The organism is Thermomonas sp., from assembly GCF_029945965.1.
In the GTDB taxonomy this organism is placed as follows: Bacteria; Pseudomonadota; Gammaproteobacteria; order Xanthomonadales; family Xanthomonadaceae; genus Thermomonas.
Genome location: NZ_JAQSDO010000020.1, coordinates 103,889 through 123,137, shown reverse-complemented (window position 1 = coordinate 123,137; position 19,249 = coordinate 103,889). Strand labels below are relative to the sequence as shown.

Annotated in this window: 19 protein-coding genes and 1 pseudogene; 11 read left to right on the top strand and 9 right to left on the bottom strand. The window is 62.8% G+C overall.

The window, feature by feature from the left end:
* Positions 1 to 43 precede the first annotated feature (43 nt).
* From PSV05_RS13255 to PSV05_RS13240, 4 genes and pseudogenes are all read right to left on the bottom strand, one after another.
* Complete coding sequence (locus tag PSV05_RS13255) at positions 44 to 505, bottom strand: Sua5 family C-terminal domain-containing protein (protein ID WP_300066987.1); 462 nt, start codon at positions 503 to 505, stop codon at positions 44 to 46.
* Positions 482 to 997, bottom strand: a pseudogene (locus tag PSV05_RS13250) (L-threonylcarbamoyladenylate synthase); the annotation flags it as partial. The pseudogene PSV05_RS13250 and the gene PSV05_RS13255, both read right to left, overlap by 24 nt.
* Before the next feature lie 38 nt (positions 998 to 1,035).
* Positions 1,036 to 3,570 (bottom strand): DUF2309 domain-containing protein, encoded by a 2,535-nt coding sequence (locus tag PSV05_RS13245; protein ID WP_300066009.1) that lies wholly within the window; start codon positions 3,568 to 3,570, stop codon positions 1,036 to 1,038.
* Positions 3,567 to 5,264: a proton-conducting transporter membrane subunit gene (locus PSV05_RS13240; RefSeq protein WP_300066007.1), complete on the bottom strand. Its 1,698-nt coding sequence runs from the start codon at positions 5,262 to 5,264 to the stop codon at positions 3,567 to 3,569. Before PSV05_RS13240 ends, PSV05_RS13245 begins: the two co-directional genes overlap by 4 nt.
* 105 nt (positions 5,265 to 5,369) lie before the next feature.
* On the opposite strand from PSV05_RS13240, the gene PSV05_RS13235 reads away from it, so the two are divergent.
* The 11 genes from PSV05_RS13235 to prpF all read left to right on the top strand — a co-directional run bounded on the left by PSV05_RS13235 (position 5,370) and on the right by prpF (position 15,970).
* Positions 5,370 to 6,260, top strand: a complete 891-nt coding sequence (locus tag PSV05_RS13235) for a LysR family transcriptional regulator (protein ID WP_300066004.1) — start codon at positions 5,370 to 5,372, stop codon at positions 6,258 to 6,260.
* A gap of 81 nt (positions 6,261 to 6,341) precedes the next feature.
* A complete protein-coding gene (gene acnD, locus PSV05_RS13230) occupies positions 6,342 to 8,951 on the top strand; it encodes a Fe/S-dependent 2-methylisocitrate dehydratase AcnD (protein ID WP_300066000.1) in 2,610 nt (869 codons plus the stop codon).
* Between the two features lie 121 nt (positions 8,952 to 9,072).
* Positions 9,073 to 10,776: a GGDEF domain-containing protein gene (locus PSV05_RS13225; RefSeq protein WP_300065997.1), complete on the top strand. Its 1,704-nt coding sequence runs from the start codon at positions 9,073 to 9,075 to the stop codon at positions 10,774 to 10,776.
* A gap of 78 nt (positions 10,777 to 10,854) precedes the next feature.
* Positions 10,855 to 12,306 carry a bifunctional 2-methylcitrate dehydratase/aconitate hydratase gene (locus PSV05_RS13220; protein ID WP_300065994.1) on the top strand — a complete coding sequence of 484 codons (1,452 nt, stop codon included), beginning with the start codon at positions 10,855 to 10,857 and terminating at the stop codon, positions 12,304 to 12,306.
* 80 nt (positions 12,307 to 12,386) lie between these two features.
* The gene (locus PSV05_RS13215; protein WP_300065991.1) at positions 12,387 to 12,626 is read left to right on the top strand and encodes a type II toxin-antitoxin system ParD family antitoxin; all 240 of its coding nucleotides are present in this window, start codon (positions 12,387 to 12,389) and stop codon (positions 12,624 to 12,626) included.
* Positions 12,623 to 12,940 (top strand): type II toxin-antitoxin system RelE/ParE family toxin, encoded by a 318-nt coding sequence (locus PSV05_RS13210; protein WP_300065989.1) that lies wholly within the window; start codon positions 12,623 to 12,625, stop codon positions 12,938 to 12,940. The genes PSV05_RS13215 and PSV05_RS13210 overlap by 4 nt, the downstream gene beginning before the upstream one ends.
* A 51-nt stretch (positions 12,941 to 12,991) precedes the next feature.
* Entirely contained in the window at positions 12,992 to 13,609 is a 618-nt protein-coding gene (locus PSV05_RS13205; RefSeq protein ID WP_300065986.1) for a nucleotidyltransferase domain-containing protein, read from the top strand.
* 84 nt (positions 13,610 to 13,693) lie between these two features.
* On the top strand, positions 13,694 to 14,050 hold the full coding sequence (locus PSV05_RS13200; RefSeq protein ID WP_300065984.1) for a hypothetical protein: 357 nt from the start codon (positions 13,694 to 13,696) through the stop codon (positions 14,048 to 14,050).
* An 83-nt stretch (positions 14,051 to 14,133) separates the two neighbouring features.
* Positions 14,134 to 14,403 (top strand): type II toxin-antitoxin system Phd/YefM family antitoxin, encoded by a 270-nt coding sequence (locus tag PSV05_RS13195; RefSeq protein WP_300065981.1) that lies wholly within the window; start codon positions 14,134 to 14,136, stop codon positions 14,401 to 14,403.
* Positions 14,400 to 14,738: a type II toxin-antitoxin system RelE/ParE family toxin gene (locus tag PSV05_RS13190; RefSeq protein WP_300065979.1), complete on the top strand. Its 339-nt coding sequence runs from the start codon at positions 14,400 to 14,402 to the stop codon at positions 14,736 to 14,738. The genes PSV05_RS13195 and PSV05_RS13190 overlap by 4 nt, the downstream gene beginning before the upstream one ends.
* Positions 14,735 to 15,970 carry a 2-methylaconitate cis-trans isomerase PrpF gene (prpF, locus tag PSV05_RS13185; RefSeq protein ID WP_300065976.1) on the top strand — a complete coding sequence of 412 codons (1,236 nt, stop codon included), beginning with the start codon at positions 14,735 to 14,737 and terminating at the stop codon, positions 15,968 to 15,970. The genes PSV05_RS13190 and prpF overlap by 4 nt, the downstream gene beginning before the upstream one ends.
* On the opposite strand, the gene PSV05_RS13180 is transcribed toward prpF, so the two are convergent.
* From PSV05_RS13180 to PSV05_RS13160, 5 genes are all read right to left on the bottom strand, one after another.
* Positions 15,967 to 16,854 (bottom strand): SDR family NAD(P)-dependent oxidoreductase, encoded by an 888-nt coding sequence (locus PSV05_RS13180; RefSeq protein WP_300065974.1) that lies wholly within the window; start codon positions 16,852 to 16,854, stop codon positions 15,967 to 15,969. The two genes, prpF and PSV05_RS13180, sit on opposite strands and share 4 nt — an antisense overlap.
* Positions 16,855 to 16,936: 82 nt before the next feature.
* The gene (locus tag PSV05_RS13175) at positions 16,937 to 17,452 is read right to left on the bottom strand and encodes a GNAT family N-acetyltransferase (RefSeq protein ID WP_300065971.1); all 516 of its coding nucleotides are present in this window, start codon (positions 17,450 to 17,452) and stop codon (positions 16,937 to 16,939) included.
* A 13-nt stretch (positions 17,453 to 17,465) separates the two neighbouring features.
* On the bottom strand, positions 17,466 to 17,903 hold the full coding sequence (locus tag PSV05_RS13170) for a copper resistance protein NlpE N-terminal domain-containing protein (RefSeq protein WP_300065968.1): 438 nt from the start codon (positions 17,901 to 17,903) through the stop codon (positions 17,466 to 17,468).
* A 95-nt stretch (positions 17,904 to 17,998) separates the two neighbouring features.
* Positions 17,999 to 18,406: a hypothetical protein gene (locus PSV05_RS13165; protein WP_300065965.1), complete on the bottom strand. Its 408-nt coding sequence runs from the start codon at positions 18,404 to 18,406 to the stop codon at positions 17,999 to 18,001.
* Between the two features lie 112 nt (positions 18,407 to 18,518).
* A complete protein-coding gene (locus PSV05_RS13160; protein ID WP_300065963.1) occupies positions 18,519 to 19,247 on the bottom strand; it encodes an HAD family hydrolase in 729 nt (242 codons plus the stop codon).
* Positions 19,248 to 19,249 lie beyond the last annotated feature (2 nt).

Genomic DNA, 19,249 nt, shown 5'->3' with positions numbered 1-19,249 from the left:
AAACGCAGATGTGAGCCGAGCGTGGCACGTGCCGTTTTGGTCTTCATGACGTGTGGCCAACAGGCGGCATGTCACCAAGCCCTGCCGCACGTTGCAGGCGGTCGCGCAGCGCATGTGCCAGTCCATCACCGGCCGGGACCACCGCCACCACGACGTCCAGCGCCAGATGATCGGCATCGCGCAAGCGCTGGTACAGCTGTTGCGCCTGCCCGGCGACGTCCTGGCGCAAGCCCAGCCAATGCACGTCTGCAGGCAGGCTGCGCGGCTTGTGCGTACCCAACAACCCCACCCGGCGCCCGCGCGCGCGACATGCCGCAACATCGTGCGTGGCCTGCTCTGGAGAAGACAGCAACACGCGTGCGTTGGGCGCGTAGTGCGAGGTCTTCATGCCGGGACAGGGCGTGTCGGGCTCGATGCCTCGGCGCAGCGCCTTGTCCAATGCCTGATGCAGGTCCGTTTCGGTGATGGCGCCGGGCCGCAGCACGCAGGCACTGCCACCGGTCATGTCGACGATGGTGGATTCGATGCCGATCCAGCATGGACCACCGTCCAGCACCAGGTCGACCGCATCGCCCAGTTCCTCGCGCACATGCGCGGCGAACGTTGGGCTCACACGCCCGTAGCGATTGGCCGAAGGCGCGGCGATGCCATCGCCGAACTGCTCCAGCACCGCCAATGCCAGCGGATGATCTGGTACGCGCAAGGCCACGGTGTCCAGCCCGCCGGTCACGGCATCCAGCACGCCTGTTGCCCGGCGCAGGATCAGGGTGAGCGGGCCGGGCCAGAACGTCCGTGCCAACCGCCATGCGTCTTCGGGAATATCGCGCGCCTAGGCTCGAAGTTGTTCGGCATGGCGCAGGTGCACGATCAACGGATGGTCCACGGGACGTTGTTTTGCCGCGAAGATCCTTGCAACCGCCGCTGGATTGCGCGCATCGGCCGCCAATCCGTACACCGTTTCGGTAGGCAAGCCGACAAGCCCGCCGTTGCGCAACACATCAGCGGCTTGGCGGACGCTGTTCGAGGAATGCAGGTTCACGCAGGCTCCCAGCACAGATTGCCGATGTAGCGTTGCAGTGGCGTGCCTGCATCGCCCATCGCGAACAGGTGCAGCCAGCCGTTGTCCACCAGCTGGCGGACGGACGCATGCTTGGCAATGACCGCGCCAATCGCGGCAAGCGGCGCGTGAATCACCACCGACAATCGCATCGGCTCATGGATCAAGCGCTCGCCGTCATGCAGCGACTGCCAGGGCAGGCCACTACGCAGGTCGCCGCCGTTGCCTTCCAGCACACCCAGCGTGCCGACCACGTTGTGCAGGACCTTGTTGCCACAACCGAACACGCGGTTGTCGACGGTCGATCCGTAGTACTGCAGGTTGATCCAGCTGGCGACCACCATCGGCGCGGTCATGATCAGCTCCAGTACGCCGAAGCCGTCGTCCTGGCGCCAGTCGTAGCTGTGCAGGAAGGCGCGACCTTGCAGGTCCAATGCTGCCGTGCGCCCGCGTGGCGCCGCAATGAACGCCGCGCATCCGGCCAGGCCCCATTCGGGTCGCACCTGACTCCAATCGCGGGTGCGTGCCAGTAGCTGTGCATCAAGTGGTTTGTCTGCATCAACATGCAGCAGTGCAGCGCGTTCGCGGCGCGCCGCGCGACCTGCCAGTGCCAGCCATTGCTGCGTCTGCTGCATATCGCCGGCGTGACTGGCGGGCAGCAACGCCTGCTCGAACACGGTGACGACGTCAGTGGTCGTGTCATGCAGGCATCCCACGAACACGGTGTCGTCGGGAATCGCGATACCGCGCGCCGCAAGCGCATCGCGCACCTGCGCATCATTGAGGACGGCCGCCGCCACGCGTGCGTTGGCATCACCCGGGTGACCACCGCAAGCACCGCAATCCAGACCGCTGGCATGCGGGTTGTTGACGGTAGTGGCGCCATGGCCGACCAGCAGCACCAGGCGGGCGAAATCCCGCTGCAGTGACATGCCGCGCAGGATCGATTCCGCCAGCGCGACCCGGTCCTCTGGCAGCACGCCCGTCGCTTCTCCGTGGACATGGGATGGCGCGATATCCGGTGCCAGCCGCTGGCGGATCGCGGCGTCCACGCCGTCGGTGGCGGGATGCGGCACCACACGGCTCACACCCAGCGAATCACCGGCCAACTTCACGGCGTAGGTCCAGCCCATGGTTTCGACAAAGGCGAACGACGACACCGCTGCGGTACGAAATGCACGCCATGCAGAAGCAACCCTGCGCCGCACCAGCCGCAGCTGCAGGATGCCGGCCTGCGCATCGGCCGGTGCGCCCTGCACGGTTTCACGAATCGTGAAGCGTGGCGCCAGCAGCACCGGGCATTGCGCGCTGCCTTGGCGTTGGCCCAGCGGTACATGGTCCATCGCGACACCAAAGAATCCGGCAAAACCAATCGTTTCGATGTCGGTTCCCGCCGCCTCGAATGCACGCCGGAACACTTCGGAGCGCACGTCGATGCAGAACGCCGCCTGTACGGAAGCGCGCATGTGCGCTGCCGGCGGCACTGGTGATGCAGTGCGATCAAGTGCACCGATCAGGGTGCGCTGCCAGGCGATTTCGTAGGCGTCCTGCAGGACGGCGTTGATCGCACTATTGGCATCGATGTCTGCTGGACTGGAGGCAAGTTCCGCGCGCGCATCAACCCATCCCCGTACCACGGCCGGATGACCAGCCAGTGCTTCCAGCACAGCCACGTCCCAGGCCAGGCACACGGCGAGTAGTTCCAGCACGCTGCGATCATTTCCACCCTGCAGTGCGCATTGCCAAGTCTGGTAGCGCGCATACCCGGCCCAGCCCGCCACGCTCATCAGCAAGCGATGAAAGTATGCCTCCAGCACATCCGCGGACAGGCCGAGGCGACGCGCGCCCTCCGCGATCATGGACTCGGCATCGTCCGGCAGTGCTTCGATGATCTTGTGGAACCCTTGCAGACCCATCACCTGCGGCGTCCGGTCGATACAGGCCTCGGCGCGCCACGACGCATATGCCGGAAGCGCGCGCGTGACCGGTTTCCACGGGGCTTGGCCTTGGTCGTAATGCGTGGCGGCCCACGTCGAGATCCGCGCCACTGCAAAGCCTGCCCAATCCCGACCGGTCGCGTGGCTGGCAACATCGGCGGCCGTTGCCATCGCTTGGACATGCATGGGCTCGCCGTGTGCAAGGATCTGCTTCAACTCGGCAACATCCTGCGGCCACTCGTGAGGCCCATCGTGCGATGCCGGGATCCGCGCCAGGGCGGCGGCGAGGTCGGCATCGGCGATGCGCCCGCTGGCAAGTGCTTGTGCATAGAACGCGCGCGGCATGGTCATGCTTGCGGATGCTGCACGCCGCATGGTTTTGCCGGCTTCGACGAAGGATGTATCGGCGAAACCAAGAAACGGATTGACTGCCACGAAATCCTTGAGCGGCCACAGCGGCGCGATCCGGTTGGCCGCGCGCTCGGCAGCATCGCGCACACCACTCACTGCGATCGATGCGGCTGAATACAACACTTCGACCGTGTCGTCCGCTACAAACCGTGCGGGTGCGTTCATGCCGCCTGCTCCTTTCCAGATGTGTTGCCAGATACATGGGCAAGCGGGCGCCGCAACGCGCCTACCAAGCGGTCGAACCATGCGTTGACGTAAAGACCATTTGCCAGATGCACGCGTGCCGCGCGCCAGTGCGGATTGCCGATTCGCGCCGGTGCCATCAATTGCAGGAGGGCGACGATCGCGAACGACAGCACCGCTAGCCCCATGATCGCCAACCCGACCGGGCTGGCGACTGGTATTGCGGGCAAGCTGGGTTGCGTCCACCAGGCCGCGAGTTGTTGCAGCAGGAAGTAGGCAGCGGTGGCGAACGCAGCAGCCGCCAACGTGCGAACCAACACGCGCAAACTGAGATGCGAGGTTTGCGCGTTCGCTGCATCCATCGCAGGCATATTGGGCGATGCCGCCATGCTGCCGGCACCTGCTGCCAGCGGAACGGATTGGGCAATGAACAACGCCACACCAAGCACCAGGATCGTGCCCAGGGTGAAGACGGCGGGTGAAAGCGTGGCATCCGCATCCACAACTGATGCCAGCGCGAAATTCATCGCAACGTAAAGCGCCATCGCAAACCCAAGGCTGGCCACGCCCACCATGACCCGGGACGTGCCTTGCTCACGGGGCGCTACCGCGCTGCGCGCAAGCTCGACGACGCTGCCGGACGACAGGAACGCATGCGCCTTGTACAGCGAGTGCGCCACGATATGCAGCAGGGCGACCGAGAACGCGCCAAAGCCGCACTGCAGCAGCATGAATCCCATTTGCGACACGGTCGACCAGGCCAGCGATCCCTTGACACTGGGCTGGGTCAGCATGACCACGCTCCCGAACAGTGCAGTAAACCCACCGACCACGGCGAGCACGTGCAGTGACGGTGCCGACAGCAACATCACGTCGGCGAACCGGATCACCAGGAAGCCACCCGCATTGATGATGCCGGCATGCAACAGCGCCGACACCGGCGTCGGCGTTTCCATCACTTCGGGCAGCCAACCGTGGGTCGGGAACTGCGCCGACTTCAATAGTGCGGCGCAGGCAAGCAGCAAGGCCGCAAATTGCAGCGATGCGGGCACTGCAGCAGCATCGAGTTCGCGCGCACGCTCAAGGATGGTGGCGATGTCACTGCTTCCGAACGCGGAGGCAAGCAGCACGCATGCACCCAGCAAGCCGGTATCGCCAAGCCGCGCGGTGATGAATTTCTTGCGCGCCGCCAGCACCGCTGCAGGTCGCTCGCGATAGAACATGAGCAGCTGATGCAAAGACAGGCTGGTCGCGATCCAGGCCGCCGCCAGCTGGAACAGGTTGCCGGCCAGCACCAGTAACAACACTGCAGAAATCGTCAGGCACAGGCCGCCGATGAACGCGCCCTGGCGTGCATCGCCATCCAGATAATTGCGGCTGTACTGAACAACGATCGTGCCCACGAACGCGACCAGCAGGAACATCGTGCAGCTGACCGGATCCAGCCTGATGGACAGACCGAGCCCGCCAAGCCCGAGCAGCGGACTGGTGACCGGCCCCTGCCATGTCACCCAGACTGTTGCTGCGACCGCAAGCAGCAACGCTGCCAATGTCGCGATGCGGCTACTCAGCAGGATGCCAGCGGGCCGCATGCCGGACGTTGACAGCGCCAGCAAGGCTACGCAAAGCAGCAGACCGGGCGCGACCAAGACCAGTGCAGCAAAAAATGGGGGCATTGCGGGCTCCGGAACAGCGTTGAAGTCCCGGCACGCTACGTGAGCACTATCATTCTATAAAATTCATTATGTGCAATGAATCAATATTAAAAATAGAATGATCACATGGCGGGCTTGAACTACAACCACTTGCGCTATTTCTGGGCGGTCGCGCGCGACGGCAACCTCACGCGCACGGCGCACCGGCTACACGTCTCGCAGTCCGCGCTGTCCATCCAGATCCGCAAACTGGAAGAACAGATCGGCCATGCCTTATTCGAACGCAGTGGCAAGCAATTGCTGCTGACCGAAGCCGGGCGCATTGCGCTGGATCATGCCGACGTGATCTTTGCCACCGGCGCCGAACTGCTCGGCACCCTGCAGGAACAGGCCGGCAAGCGTCGCCTGGCGCTGCGGGTGGGCTCACTGGCCACGCTGTCACGCAATTTCCAGATCAGCTTCCTGCGCCCATTGCTGGGACGCGACGATGTGGAAATCATCATCCGCTCGGGTGCGACCGGCGACCTGCTGCAGGGACTCGAAGCGCATCGGCTGGATGTGGTGTTGGTCAACGCGCCGCCCACGCGCGATGCCGCCACGCATTGGATCTCGCATCCGATCGCCGAACAGGCCGTGAGCCTGGTTGGCACGCCGGCCCGCATCGGCCAAGGCGCCACGCTGGAACAACTGCTGGCGCGCGAACCCCTGGTATTGCCCACCCTGCATAGCAGCATCCGCACCGGCTTCGATGCGCTGGTCGACCGGCTCGGCATCCGCCCACGGATTGCCGCCGAGGTGGACGACATGGCGATGATGCGTCTGCTGGCGCGCGAAGACATCGGGCTAGCCGTCGTCCCGCCGATCGTGGTCAAGGATGAGCTGGCCAGCGGCCAGCTGGTCCAGGTCGATGCCCTGCCACGCCTTAGCGAAACGTTCTACGCGGTGACCCTGCCACGGCGCTTTCCCAATCCGCTGCTGCGTGAACTGGTTGCAACGCAGGCACTTGAAGTGCCGTAGCAGTGCACAACCTGGCAGGCGTGCAACCGGCGACAGCGCTGGTGCGACAATGGCGGTTCTGCCGCAACGCCCGCGATCACGATGAATACCCAGTTCCGCAAGCCCCTGCCCGGCACCGACCTCGACTATTTCGATGCGCACGCTGCAGTGGATGCGCTGCAGCCAGGCACCTGGGACCAGCTGTCCTACACCGCCCGCGTGCATGCCGAAAACCTGGTGCGCCGTGCCGAGCCCGAGCTGCTGGATGCCTACCTGACCCAGTTGATCGAACGTCGCCGCGACCTCGATTTCCCGTGGTTCCCAGCACGCGTGGTCTGCCACGACATCCTTGGCCAGACCGCGCTGGTCGATCTGGCGGGCCTGCGCGATGCGATCGCCGAACAAGGCGGCGACCCGGCGCAGGTCAATCCGGTGGTGCCGGTGCAGTTGATCGTGGACCATTCGTTGGCGGTGGAAGCGGCCGGTTTTGATCGCGATGCATTCCTGAAGAATCGCGCGATCGAGAACCGTCGCAATGCGGATCGCTTCGATTTCATCGATTGGACGAAACTCGCGTTCCGCAACATCGACGTGATCCCGCCGGGCAACGGGATCATGCATCAGATCAACCTGGAACGAATGAGCCCGGTGGTCGCGGTCGACGATGGCGTCGCCTTCCCGGATACCTGCGTCGGCACTGATAGTCATACCCCGCATGTCGATTCGCTCGGCGTGATTGCGATTGGCGTGGGCGGGCTGGAAGCGGAAAGCGTGATGCTTGGCCGCGCGTCGTGGATGCGCCTGCCGGACATCATCGGCGTGGAACTCAGCGGCAAGCCGCAGCCCGGCATCACCGCCACCGACGTCGTGCTGGCGATGACCGAATTCCTGCGTGCGTCGAAAGTCGTGGGCGCCTATCTGGAATTCCGTGGCGAAGGTGCTGCCGCATTGACCCTGGGCGACCGCGCGACGATTTCCAACATGGCGCCGGAGTACGGCGCGACCGCGGCGATGTTCTTCATCGACGACATGACCCTGGACTACCTGCGCCTGACCGGCCGCGAAGACGCGCAGGTCGCACTGGTCGAAACCTATGCGAAGCAGACCGGCTTGTGGGCCGATGCACTCGCGAATGCGAAGTACGAACGCACGCTGCACTTCGACCTGTCGTCGGTGGTGCGCAACATGGCCGGGCCATCCGTTCCGCACAAGCGGGTGGCGACCAGCGAGCTTTCCAGCAGCGGCATTGCAAACAACCTCGACGGTGCGCTGAAGCAGGAAGCGCAAGGACTGATGCCGGATGGCGCGGTGATTATTGCGGCGATCACCAGTTGCACCAACACCAGTAATCCACGCAACGTGATTGCCGCCGGCCTGCTGGCACGCAACGCGAATGCCAAGGGGCTGACCCGCAAGCCATGGGTGAAGACTTCGCTGGCGCCGGGCTCCAAGACGGTCGAGCTTTATCTGCAGGAAGCCGGCTTGCTCTCCGAACTCGAAGCACTCGGCTTCGGCATCGTCGGTTTCGCCTGCACCACCTGCAACGGCATGAGCGGCGCGCTGGATCCGGCGATCCAGCAGGAAGTCGTCGAGCGCGACCTGTATTCAACCGCAGTGCTGTCCGGCAACCGCAACTTCGACGGCCGCATCCATCCGTATGCGAAGCAGGCGTTCCTGGCCTCGCCACCGTTGGTGGTCGCGTATGCAATCGCCGGAACTATCCGCTTCGACATCGAGAAGGACGTGCTGGGACTAGACCATGATGGCAAGCCGGTCACGCTCAAGGACCTCTGGCCGAGCGATGAAGAAATCGACGCAGTGGTGAAGGCCTCGGTCAAGCCAGAACAATTCCGCCAGGTCTACGATCCGATGTTTGCGGTCCATGCCAAGGGCGCGGCGGTCAGCCCGCTCTACAACTGGCGTGAGATGAGCACCTATATCCGCCGCCCACCGTATTGGGAAGGCGCGCTGGCCGGCAAACGCACCATGACCGGCATGCGTCCGCTGGCGGTGCTCGGCGACAACATCACCACCGACCACATGTCGCCGTCCAATGCGATCATGGCCAGCAGCGCCGCTGGTGAATATTTGACCAAGATGGGCGTGCCGGAAGAGGACTTCAATTCCTACGCCACCCATCGCGGCGACCACCTGACCGCGCAGCGCGCGACCTTCGCCAATCCGAAACTATTGAACGAAATGGTGCGCGATGCCGATGGCAAGGTACGGCAAGGTTCGTTTGCACGCATCGAGCCCGAAGGCGAGGTTGTGCGCATGTGGGAAGCCATCGAAACCTACATGGACCGCGCGCAGCCGCTGATCATTGTTGCCGGCGCAGACTATGGCCAAGGCAGTTCACGCGACTGGGCCGCCAAGGGCGTGCGGCTGGCCGGCGTGGAAGCAATCGCCGCCGAAGGTTTCGAGCGCATCCACCGCACCAACCTGATCGGCATGGGTACATTGCCGCTGCAGTTCCAGCCGGGCACGACGCGGCAGACGCTCGGCATCGACGGCAGCGAAACCTTCGACGTGCGCGGCACACCCGCGCCGGGTGCGGAGCTGACGCTTGTCATCCATCGCCGCGATGGCGAACGCATCGACGTGCCGATGACCTGCCGGCTGGATACCGCCGAAGAAGCGTCGATCTACGAAGCCGGCGGCATGCTGCAGCGGTTTGCGCAGGATTTCCTGGAGTCGAGCAAGGCCGCTTGACCGCGGCCAGCACCAGCCGCCTGACGGCGCTGGTTGGGACGTCTGATTTTTTGCGTGATACGGAATTACCCATGCATCGTGCCGTTATGTTTTGGAAACCCCGACTTACGGGAGGCTTGGTTTGGCAGACGACCTGCACTTGAGCGACGAGAAAACACCGCGCTGGGAAGCGGTGCTGCAGGCCACCAGGCAGAGTGCGTGGGAATACGATGCCTGCACCGGCATGATCTATCACTCCCCCCTGTGGAAGGCCTTGCTCGGTTACGCCGAAGAAGATATCGGCAACGATCTGGAGGAATGGATTGCACGCATCCATCCGGATGATGTGGACCGTGTGCGGACCGAAATGCGGCAACACTTATCAGGAGAGTTCCCTTTCTACGACAGCGTGCACCGCATCCGCCGCAAGGACGGCAGCTACCTCTGGATCCAGGATCGTGGCCAGGTGATGGAGCGTGATGCGGACGGTAATCCGCTGCGGATCCTCGGCACCAGGATGGAGGCCAGCAAGCGGCAGCTGTTCCAGGAACAGCTGGACCAACTCGCCGAAAACGTGCCCGGGATGCTCTACCAGTACCAACTAAATCCCGACGGCAGCAGCCACTTTCCCTATGCAAGCATCGGCACGTACGCAATCTTTGGCGTATCACCCGAACAACTGCAGGCCAATGCGTCGCTCGTGTTTTCGCGCATCCATCCGGACGATCTACCTGGCATCAAGAGTATTTTCCAGCCGACTCGCCAGATCACCGCATGGAAGGCCGAATTCCGCGTGACCCTGCCCGAACGTGGCATGCGCTGGCTCAGCGGATACGCCAAGCCGCAACGGCTGGAGAGCGGGGCCATTCTTTGGCACGGCTATATTCGAGACATCACCAGCGACAAGCAGCGCGCGTTGAAGCATCAGGAAACAGAACGCCTGCTGCAGCACCTGATGAACGAAATGCCCATGGGGCTGTCGCTAGTGGACGCCAGCGGGCACATCTACTTCCGCAACCGGCGCTTCCACAAGTACTTCAGCTTCCTTGATGGTAAAGAGCCCACGCTGACCAATTGGTGGCAGATGGCCTACCCGGATTCCGCCTACCGGGCCCAGGTGATCAGCGACTGGAATTACAACATAGCCGAGGCGGCCAGACACGGTACCGAGATCCAGCGCAAGGATTACCGGATGACCATGCGCGACGGCACCCAGCGGATCATGGCCATCGGCGGCCTCGCGTTCGGCGATCATTTCATGGCCACCTTCGAGGACCGCACCGAGCAGACCGCACATAGCGAACAGCTGCTCAAGATGGCCTATATCGACGGCCTGACCGGTATTGCCAATCGCCGGCATTTCGACGAGACCTTGCAGACCGAGTGGCGACGCTGCCAACGCAGTGGAAAGTCGCTGTCGTTGTTGATGATCGACATCGATTATTTCAAGGCCTACAACGACCGCTACGGTCATCTGCACGGCGATCAATGCCTGCAGACTGTTGCCACCGCCCTACGCGCTCGACTTGATCGCGCGCAGGATCTGGTGGCGCGCTTCGGCGGCGAAGAGTTCATCTGCCTGCTGCCCGAATGCGATCTCTCCGGGGCCAACCGCGTAGCGCAGGCACTGTCCCTTACCGTGCAGGAATTGATGATCGAGAACCACGACTCACCTGTTAGCCGCACGCTCACCATCAGCATAGGCGTGGCCACCCAGATGGCCGATGACGAGTCCACGCCCGAAGCGCTGCTGGCACGCGCCGACGTCAACCTGTATCGCGCCAAGCAGGCCGGCCGCAACCGCGTGGATGACGGCACCGATGTTGCGGCGGACGCGAAAACCTAGCCGCCGTCTTCATCCATCCTGTGCGTGCCGTGGCGCAGGATGCATGAACACTCACCACGCGACGGCAGGAAGACCGGGATGACCTCGCTTGACGACAACACCCGCCCAGACTGGGATCAGGTTCTGGTCGACATCGCCGATTACGTGCGCGACTACGAGCCCGCTTCAGAGCTGGCCTGGTATACCGCACGACATGTACTGATCGATTCGCTGGGTTGCGCGATGGAAGCGCTGGAATATCCCGCCTGCCGCAAACTGCTGGGCCCGCTGGTCCCCGGCGCCACGCTTGAAAATGGCGCGCGGGTACCTGGCACTAACTTCCAGCTCGACCCGGTCAAGGCCGCGTTCGACATCGGCGCGATGATCCGCTGGCTGGATTTCAACGACACCTGGCTGGCCGCCGAATGGGGCCACCCGTCCGACAATCTCGGCGGCATCCTGGCCGTTGCCGACTGGCGCAGTCGCAACGCAGCATCCACAGGCCAACCGCCATTGACGATGCGCGACGTGCTGGCCTGCGTGATCAAGGCGCACGAAATCCAGGGCGTGATGGCGCTGAAGAATTCCTTCAATCAGGTTGGTCTGGATCACGTGGCGCTGGTCAAGCTGGCCTCCACCGCCGTGGTCTGCCAGTTGCTTGGACTGAGCCGCGAACAGTCGCTGGCCGCGCTGTCACAGGTATTCGTCGATGGCCAGAGCCTGCGTACCTACCGGCACGCGCCCAATACAGGCTCACGCAAGAGCTGGGCCGCTGGCGATGCGACCAGCCGCGCAGTTCGGCTGGCGCTGATTGCGCAGACCGGAGAGATGGGCTATCCGGGCGCGCTCACTGCGCCGGCGTGGGGCTTTTACGATGTGTCCTTCCAGGGCCGCGCATTCCGCTTCGAACGCAGCTACGGCAGCTACGTCATCGAAAACGTGCTGTTCAAGATCAGCTTCCCGGCCGAGTTCCACGCGCAAAGCGGGGTGGAAGCGGCGATGACCCTGCATCACACACTGCAGGAACTTGGGCGCAACGTGGATGACATCGAGAAGATCAGCATCCGCACCCAGGCCGCGTGCATGCGCATCATCGACAAGCATGGCCCGCTGGACAATCCGGCCGACCGCGATCATTGCATCCAGTACATGGTGGCGGTGCCGCTGATCTTCGGTCACCTGACTGCCGCCGACTACGAAAACAGCGTCGCCGCCGATCCTCGCATCGATACCCTGCGCGCAAAGATCCGCTGCGTGGAAGACCCGCAATTCACCGCCGACTATCACGACCCTGACAAGCGCTCAATTGCGAATGGCCTTACCGTGACCTTCAATGACAGCACCACGCTCGATGAGGTGTTGGTGGAATATCCCATTGGCCACCGTCGCCGCCGCGCCGAAGGCATCCCGCTGCTGGAAGCCAAGTTCCGTACAAACCTGGCGAGGCGCTTCAATCCGGTGCAACAGCAACGCATCCTGGCTGCCTCAATGGACCAGACCACGCTGGAAGCTATGCCAGTGCATGAGTTCATGGATTTGTTCGCGGTCTGAAGCGACGCACCAAAGCGGCGCTTGCAAAGGCATTACCCCAGCGAGACACTCCTATGGCAATTTTTGCCATAGGAGCCGCCATGGCCACGATGAATATCTCTCTTCCCGACGAACTCAAGGGTTTCGTTGATGCCCAGGTCGCCGAGGGCGGCTACGGTTCCAGTAGCGAATACCTGCGTGAGCTGATTCGCAGACAGCGCGACGTGGAGAAACTGCGGGCGATGCTGCTGGAGGGGTTCAATTCCGGGCCAGCAACACCTATGGAGCCTGAATTTTTCGACCGGATGCGCCAACGCGCGAAAAAACGCACAAGCCAGTGAAGCCTTCCCACTGGCATCCACAAGCACGACGCGACTTGGATGAGGCCGCGACCTGGCTCGCGGACCAAGGCGGGAAGGCCTTGGAACTGTCCATTGTCGATGCGCTGGATGCCACCAAGGATTTCATCGAACGACATCCGGGCGCAGGTGCCACTCGCTACGCCACCCTGGTGAAGATAGGAGAACTCCGCTTCTGGCCGATCAAGGGTTTCCCGTATCTGGTGTTCTACGTCGAGCGTGCCACGCACATGGACATCTGGCGCGTGCTACACGCGCATCGCGATATTCCGGCGTGGATGGAAGAGGCCAAGTGAGCGCTGTTTCGATGCTTGCCAGTACCCAATAAAGGCACTGTCGTGCCCGTTATGGGTACGCAACAAACCAATCGAATCAGCGAGGCAGCCGCGCTCTACGCCAGCGCCAACCTGTCCGATGCCCTGTTCACCGCCACCCAGCAGCGCGTGCTGGGCTGCTTGTTCGGACAACCAGGCCGTAGCTACAGCGTTCGCGAGCTGATCCAGACCACGGGCCCCGGTAGTGGCGGCGTCCAACGTGAAGTGGCGCGCCTGGCCGGCAGCGGCCTGCTGACGATGGAAAAAGTGGGCAACCAGAAGCGCTATCGCGCCAATCCCGAAAGCCCCATCCATGAAGAACTGGCCGCCATCGTGCGCAAGACCTTCGGCTTGGCGGCGCCGCTTGCAGCGTGGATCGATGCCGCGTTCGTTTACGGCTCCATCGCAAAGGGCAGCGATACCGCCGCCAGCGACATCGACCTGATGCTGGCCTCCGACACGTTGACCTACGCCGATGCAATCGCAGCGTTGCACCCGGCCATCGAATCACTGGGCCGCCCGATCAACCCAATGCTTTACATAAAGGTCGAACTGCGCAAGCGGATCGAGGCGGGCAACAGCTTCATGACCCGCGTGCTGGCACAGCCACGAATCTGGCTGATCGGGGGTGAGCATGACCTCTCCGCTTGAGAATCTGGCCGGACCCGGCAAGCCACTTGCGGCCGAACTGCCGGACAACAATGAAATCATCAACCTGTTGAAAGGTTTGCTGGCATGAGCAAGTACGTAAGCACAGGCAGCACAGATGAACTGCTGATCTATCCGGCTGCAAACGACGCGGGCGGCATTCGCGTGTTGCTGGCGGGCGAGACCGTTTGGCTGACCCAGGCGCAGATCGCTGAGCTGTACCAGACCACCAAGCAGAACATCAGTCTGCACGTCCGGAACATTCATGCGGAGAGCGAGCTGAGGCCCGAAGCAACTGTCAAGCAATCCTTGACAGTTCGCCAGGAAGGCAAGCGCCAGGTTCAGCGCCCGCTGGAGTATTACAACCTCGACATGATCCTCGCATTCCGTGCCACCCAGACCGAAGCGAAGAAGTTGCGCTGCGATCAGGTGCACGTGGCATGAGCCGCCGCCCGGCTGCTTGCCGCTGCCCCCCCACGATGGAATAATTCGGCCAGAATTCTTCCCCTTTCGGAAGGTGCGTAGCAATGAAGTACTCAACCCACGTCAAGCCAATCAGCTACCTGAAAAACCATGCAGCCGAGATTGCCGCCACGCTGGCGGACACACGCGAGCCGATGCTCATCACCCAGAACGGCGAGGCACGGCTGGTGGTGATGGGCGTGGAGGCCTGGGAGCAGCAGGAACAGACCCTGGCCCTGCTCAAGCTGCTGGCACTGGGCAACCGCCAGATTGAAGCCGGGCAGTTCACACCCGCCGACGCGGTGTTCGCGGCGCTGGAGGCCGATGGGGAATGACCACCGTGCGCGTGGTCATCCTGCAGGGGGCAGAAGCGGACCTGCGCGACTTGCGGCACTACCTGCGCCGGAGCTTCGGCGCGGCCGCCTGGCAGAACAGTTATCGCGCCATCAAACGCGCGGTGGAATGCATCCCCACGCATCCGCAGGCCGGCAAGCTGCCAGACGAGCTAACAGCGCTGAACCTGGTCCAGTACGGGCAGGTGCTGGCCGGAATGAATCGCATCATTTACGAAATACGCGGCGAAACCGCCTACGTGCATATTGTCTGCGACGTGCGTCGCGACCTGCAGGCACTGCTCTTGCGCCGTCTTCTGGAAGGAAATCCGCAATGACCCAGACCACCCAACGCCACGCTCCTCAACTCCACGCCCCTCAAATAAGTGTCCCCGCCACCTACATGCGTGGCGGCACGTCGAAAGGCGTGTTCTTTCGCCTTGAAGATTTGCCTGTCGACGCACAAGTACCGGGCGCGGCGCGCGATGCGTTGTTGATGCGCGTCATTGGTTCGCCAGACCCGTACGGCAAACACACCGATGGCATGGGCGGGGCGACATCGAGCACAAGCAAGTGCGTGATCATTTCGAAATCGGCCGTGGCCGATCACGATGTGGATTACCTGTACGGGCAGGTCAGCATCGACAGCGCGTTCGTGGACTGGAGCGGCAACTGCGGCAACCTGAGTTCGGCGGTCGGACCGTTCGCGATTGCCAACGGGATGATTGATCCTGCGCGGGTGCCGCGCGGCGGTATCTGCACGGTGCGGATCTGGCAGGCCAACATCGGCAAGACGATTGTTTCCCATGTGCCGATCACAAACGGCGAGGTGCAGGAAACCGGCGATTTCGAGCTGGACGGCGTGACCTTCCCGGCGGCGGAAATCGTTCTTGAATTCATTGCTCCTGCCGACGATGGCGAGGGTGCATTGTTTCCGACCGGCAACCTGGTCGATGACCTTGATGTGCCCGGTGTCGGCACGTTGAAGGCGACAATGATCAATGCCGGCATCCCGACAATTTTCGTCAATGCAGCCGACATCGGTTGCACGGGCAGCGAGCTTCAGAGTGCGATCAACGACAGCCCTGATCGTCTTGCCATGTTCGAGGCGATCCGCGCGCATGGCGCGGTGCGCATGGGGCTGATCGGCGATGTGTCGCAAGCGGCAACGCGCCAGCACACACCGAAGGTCGCCTTCGTCGCGCCACCTGCCGACTACGTGTCATCCGCCGGCAAGCAGGTCAGCGCTAATGACATCGACCTGCGCGTGCGCGCGATGTCGATGGGCAAATTACATCACGCGATGATGGGCACGGCATCAGTGGCGATTGCCACAGCGGCGGCAATTCCCGGCACCTTGGTGAATCTTGCGGCGGGCAGCGGCGCTTCCGCTGGCAAGAGCCCCGATGCGGTGTGCTTCGGCCATCCGTCTGGCACGTTGCGTGTCGGCGCTGCTGCCGACCAAGCCGATGGTCAGTGGCAGGTCACCAAGGCGGTGATGTCGCGTTCTGCACGCGTGCTGATGGAAGGCACGGTGCGGGTGCCACTAGAACAGCTGGGCGACGCTTAAGCCGCCGCGCCAGCGAAATCGAACCCGGCCTTGCATAGTTCGTGGCGGGCTTGGTCGAAGCCCTGCGGCGGCACCATCTCGCCATCGCGATTCGCAAGCTGCGCCCATTGCGCCAGCAGGTCTTCCGCCGATGGTGCATCGCCCGGCAGGAACACGCCTTGCGTGAGCGTTACCTGCGCCAATTCGAAACCCCCTGCGCCGGCACACAGGATCGCGCGGGTCGGTGCTTGTTCGGACACCAGCGCGAGTACCGCCGGACTAACCAGCTCGGGGAGCAGCAGCGCCAGTTGTCCGGCTGGCAAAATGCCTTCCATCATCTGCGTCGCCGCGGTGGGCGCCAGGCAATTCACCCGGATATCGTATTTCGCGCCCTCGATCGCCAGCGTCTGCATCAGCCCGACCAGCGCCATCTTGGCGGCGCCATAGTTGGCCTGGCCGAAGTTGCCATACAGGCCCGACGACGACGTAGTCATCACGATGCGGCCGTAACCACGTTCGCGCATCGAATCCCACACGGCCTTGGTGCAATGCACCGAGCCCATCAGATGCACATCGACCACAACCCGGAAATCGGCCAGACTCATTTTGGCGAATGATTTGTCGCGCAGGATGCCGGCGTTGTTGACCAGGATATCGATGCGTCCCCAATCCGCCAGCACGCCGTCAACCATGGCCTGCACGGCTTCGGCATCGGTGACTGAACAGATGGCCGCGCGCGCCTGGCCTCCTGCCGCGACGATCTCCGCAACCACTGCATTGGCCGCTTCGCCAAGGTCGTTGACCACCACCTTGGCACCGCGCTGCGCCAGCAGCAGCGCATGCAAACGCCCCAGGCCTCCGCCCGCCCCCGTCACGATCGCCACGCGACCTGTCAAATCGATCACTCACTTCTCCTGGTTTCAAATCACGATGTCCGGGCCCGGCAAGCCACCCGTTAATCAATATTCACTCTAACGTGCGTGGCTGTTATCTTGCGCAATCTTGCGCAGGCATGTTCGCCCAAGATTCCCAGATCATGTGCACATCGGCACGCGCGTAATGCGATCCCGCTCGCGGCGCGGGATGGTGGCGGAAGCCGCTACGTTCGTACATCGCGATTGCATTCGTCAGCGGACTGCTGGATTCCAGGTACAGCTCGCGTCCGTCGAGCGTGCGATATAACGCCAGCGCGGCATCCATCAGCAAGCGGCCAATGCCCTGCCCGCGCGCATCAGGCGTGACCGCCATCTTGGTGAGTTCATACACGCCGTCGCCATCATGTTTCAGCGCGACGGTGCCGAGCGCTTGGCCATCGGCAGCGACCGCAAACAGGATGTGGCCGCCATCAGCCAGGATGTACTGCTCCGGGTTACCCAGCACTTCGCGGTCATGTGGCTCAACCACGAACCAGCGCTGCAGCCACTCGATATTGAGGCTGGCGAAATCCTCGCGCCAGCGTGGATCGAAACTGGCGATGCGGACATCGGTTGCGGGATTGCCCATGGAATGTCAGTGCTCAATGTGTGCTGTCGAAGCGCGCCGGTTCCAGTACATCGTCTTCGGCCGAGGGAATGCGCTGACCGTGCGCGCCGCGCGCCTGCAGGTAGCCGTCTTCAATGCGTGCATACACGCGCTCGCCGCCATGGCTGGAGCGCAGGCGAAGCAGTTCGCCCTGGGTGCTCCACTCGCCGGTGTCCTCGAAGCGACGTTCATGATCCTGGCCATAGTAGACCTCGACCATGCGATAGCGCCGCGCCTTGCCGGCCTGCTCCAGCCGCAACCAGGACTCGATGCCGTCGCAGTCCACGCAGTCGCGTTCGCCGCTGAATTCCATCCCATTGGTCAGTGTGCTGGCGCCTGCACCGGCTTTCGCGGGTACGACGGGCCGCTTGCCCTCATCGCAACCGACCAGCGAGAGCGTGGCAAAGACAGCAAGGGTGCGAATCATGGACATGTGCGGATTGTGACGCACTGGCGCCTTTTGAACACGAACGAACGGCGCCACCTGGGCGCCGTTCGTCGCATTGCATCGCAGGACCTCAGGCTCGATCAATCACCATCGTCGCCATCGTCATCATCGTTGTCCCGGTCGTGCTTACGCCTGTCGTCGTGGCGATACGAATGTGCGCTATTGCCGTAGCGCCCATCACGATCATGGCGTGGATCGTAATATTCATTGCGGTACGACGCGTCCGGCCGATACTGCGTACGCGGCACATCGCGGTAATAGGCCACGCGACCGTAGCGGTCGCGCAGCACGACCAGGCGGTCGTTGTAGCCGTAATCGCCATAGCGGTAATAGGGCTGGTTGCCCTGCATCACCACGTCGGCGACGTTGACCAGCACGCGCATCAGATCATTGGAGGACTGGGCCTGCACCGGCGCCGGGGCGGCCACCGCCGCAAGACCGAGGCTGGCTGCGAGCACTGCAGGGGCGAAGTAACGTGAAAGGCTCATGGTCGTCTCCTTCGTCGTCTGCACCGTTGCAGACCCGTGATCGACCTTGCATCCACGCGGATGAACCTATTTTTAATTTCGACTGCACCTGCGTGGCACGTGCCACTGCGGTTCAGGAAGCCAGTGCCTTCAGCTCAGCGACGGCCGCGGCCAATTGGTCGATGCCGGTAATACTTCGCATGCGTTCGATGCCGACATCCACCTTGCCTTCGGCTTCATGCGCCCAAGTCACGTGGTATGGCACATGCACGCCCCAGCCGCCGAGTTCCAGCACCGGCGCGATGTCGGAGCGCAACGAGTTGCCCACCATCAGGAACTGCGTGGCGTCAATATCGAACTCGCGCAACACCCGCGCATAGGTCGTCGGATCTTTTTCGCTGACGATCTCGATGCGCCCGAACAAATCGGCCAGGCCACTGTCGCGCACCTTGGCTTCCTGGTGGAACAGGTCGCCCTTGGTAATCAACACCACCGGCAAATCGCGCGCGATCGCTGCGACCGCCTCGCGCACGCCCGGCAGGACTTCCACCGGATGCCGCAACAAGTCCTTGCCCATTTGCACGATGCGATGGATGTCGGTGGCAGTGATGCGTGCATCCGTAATGGCCACTGCGGTTTCGACCATCGACAACACCATGCCCTTCACGCCGTAGCCGAAGATGGCGATGTTGCGTGATTCGCATTCGTACAACTGCTTGCCGATATCCGTCAGATCGACGTAGGCCGAGACGATGCGCTCGAACTGGGTCTGGGCATCATCGAAATAATCCTGGCTGCGCCACAAGGTGTCGTCGGCATCGAAGCCGACCAAGGCGATGCCGTTGGATGGCGTTGCGTCCATGC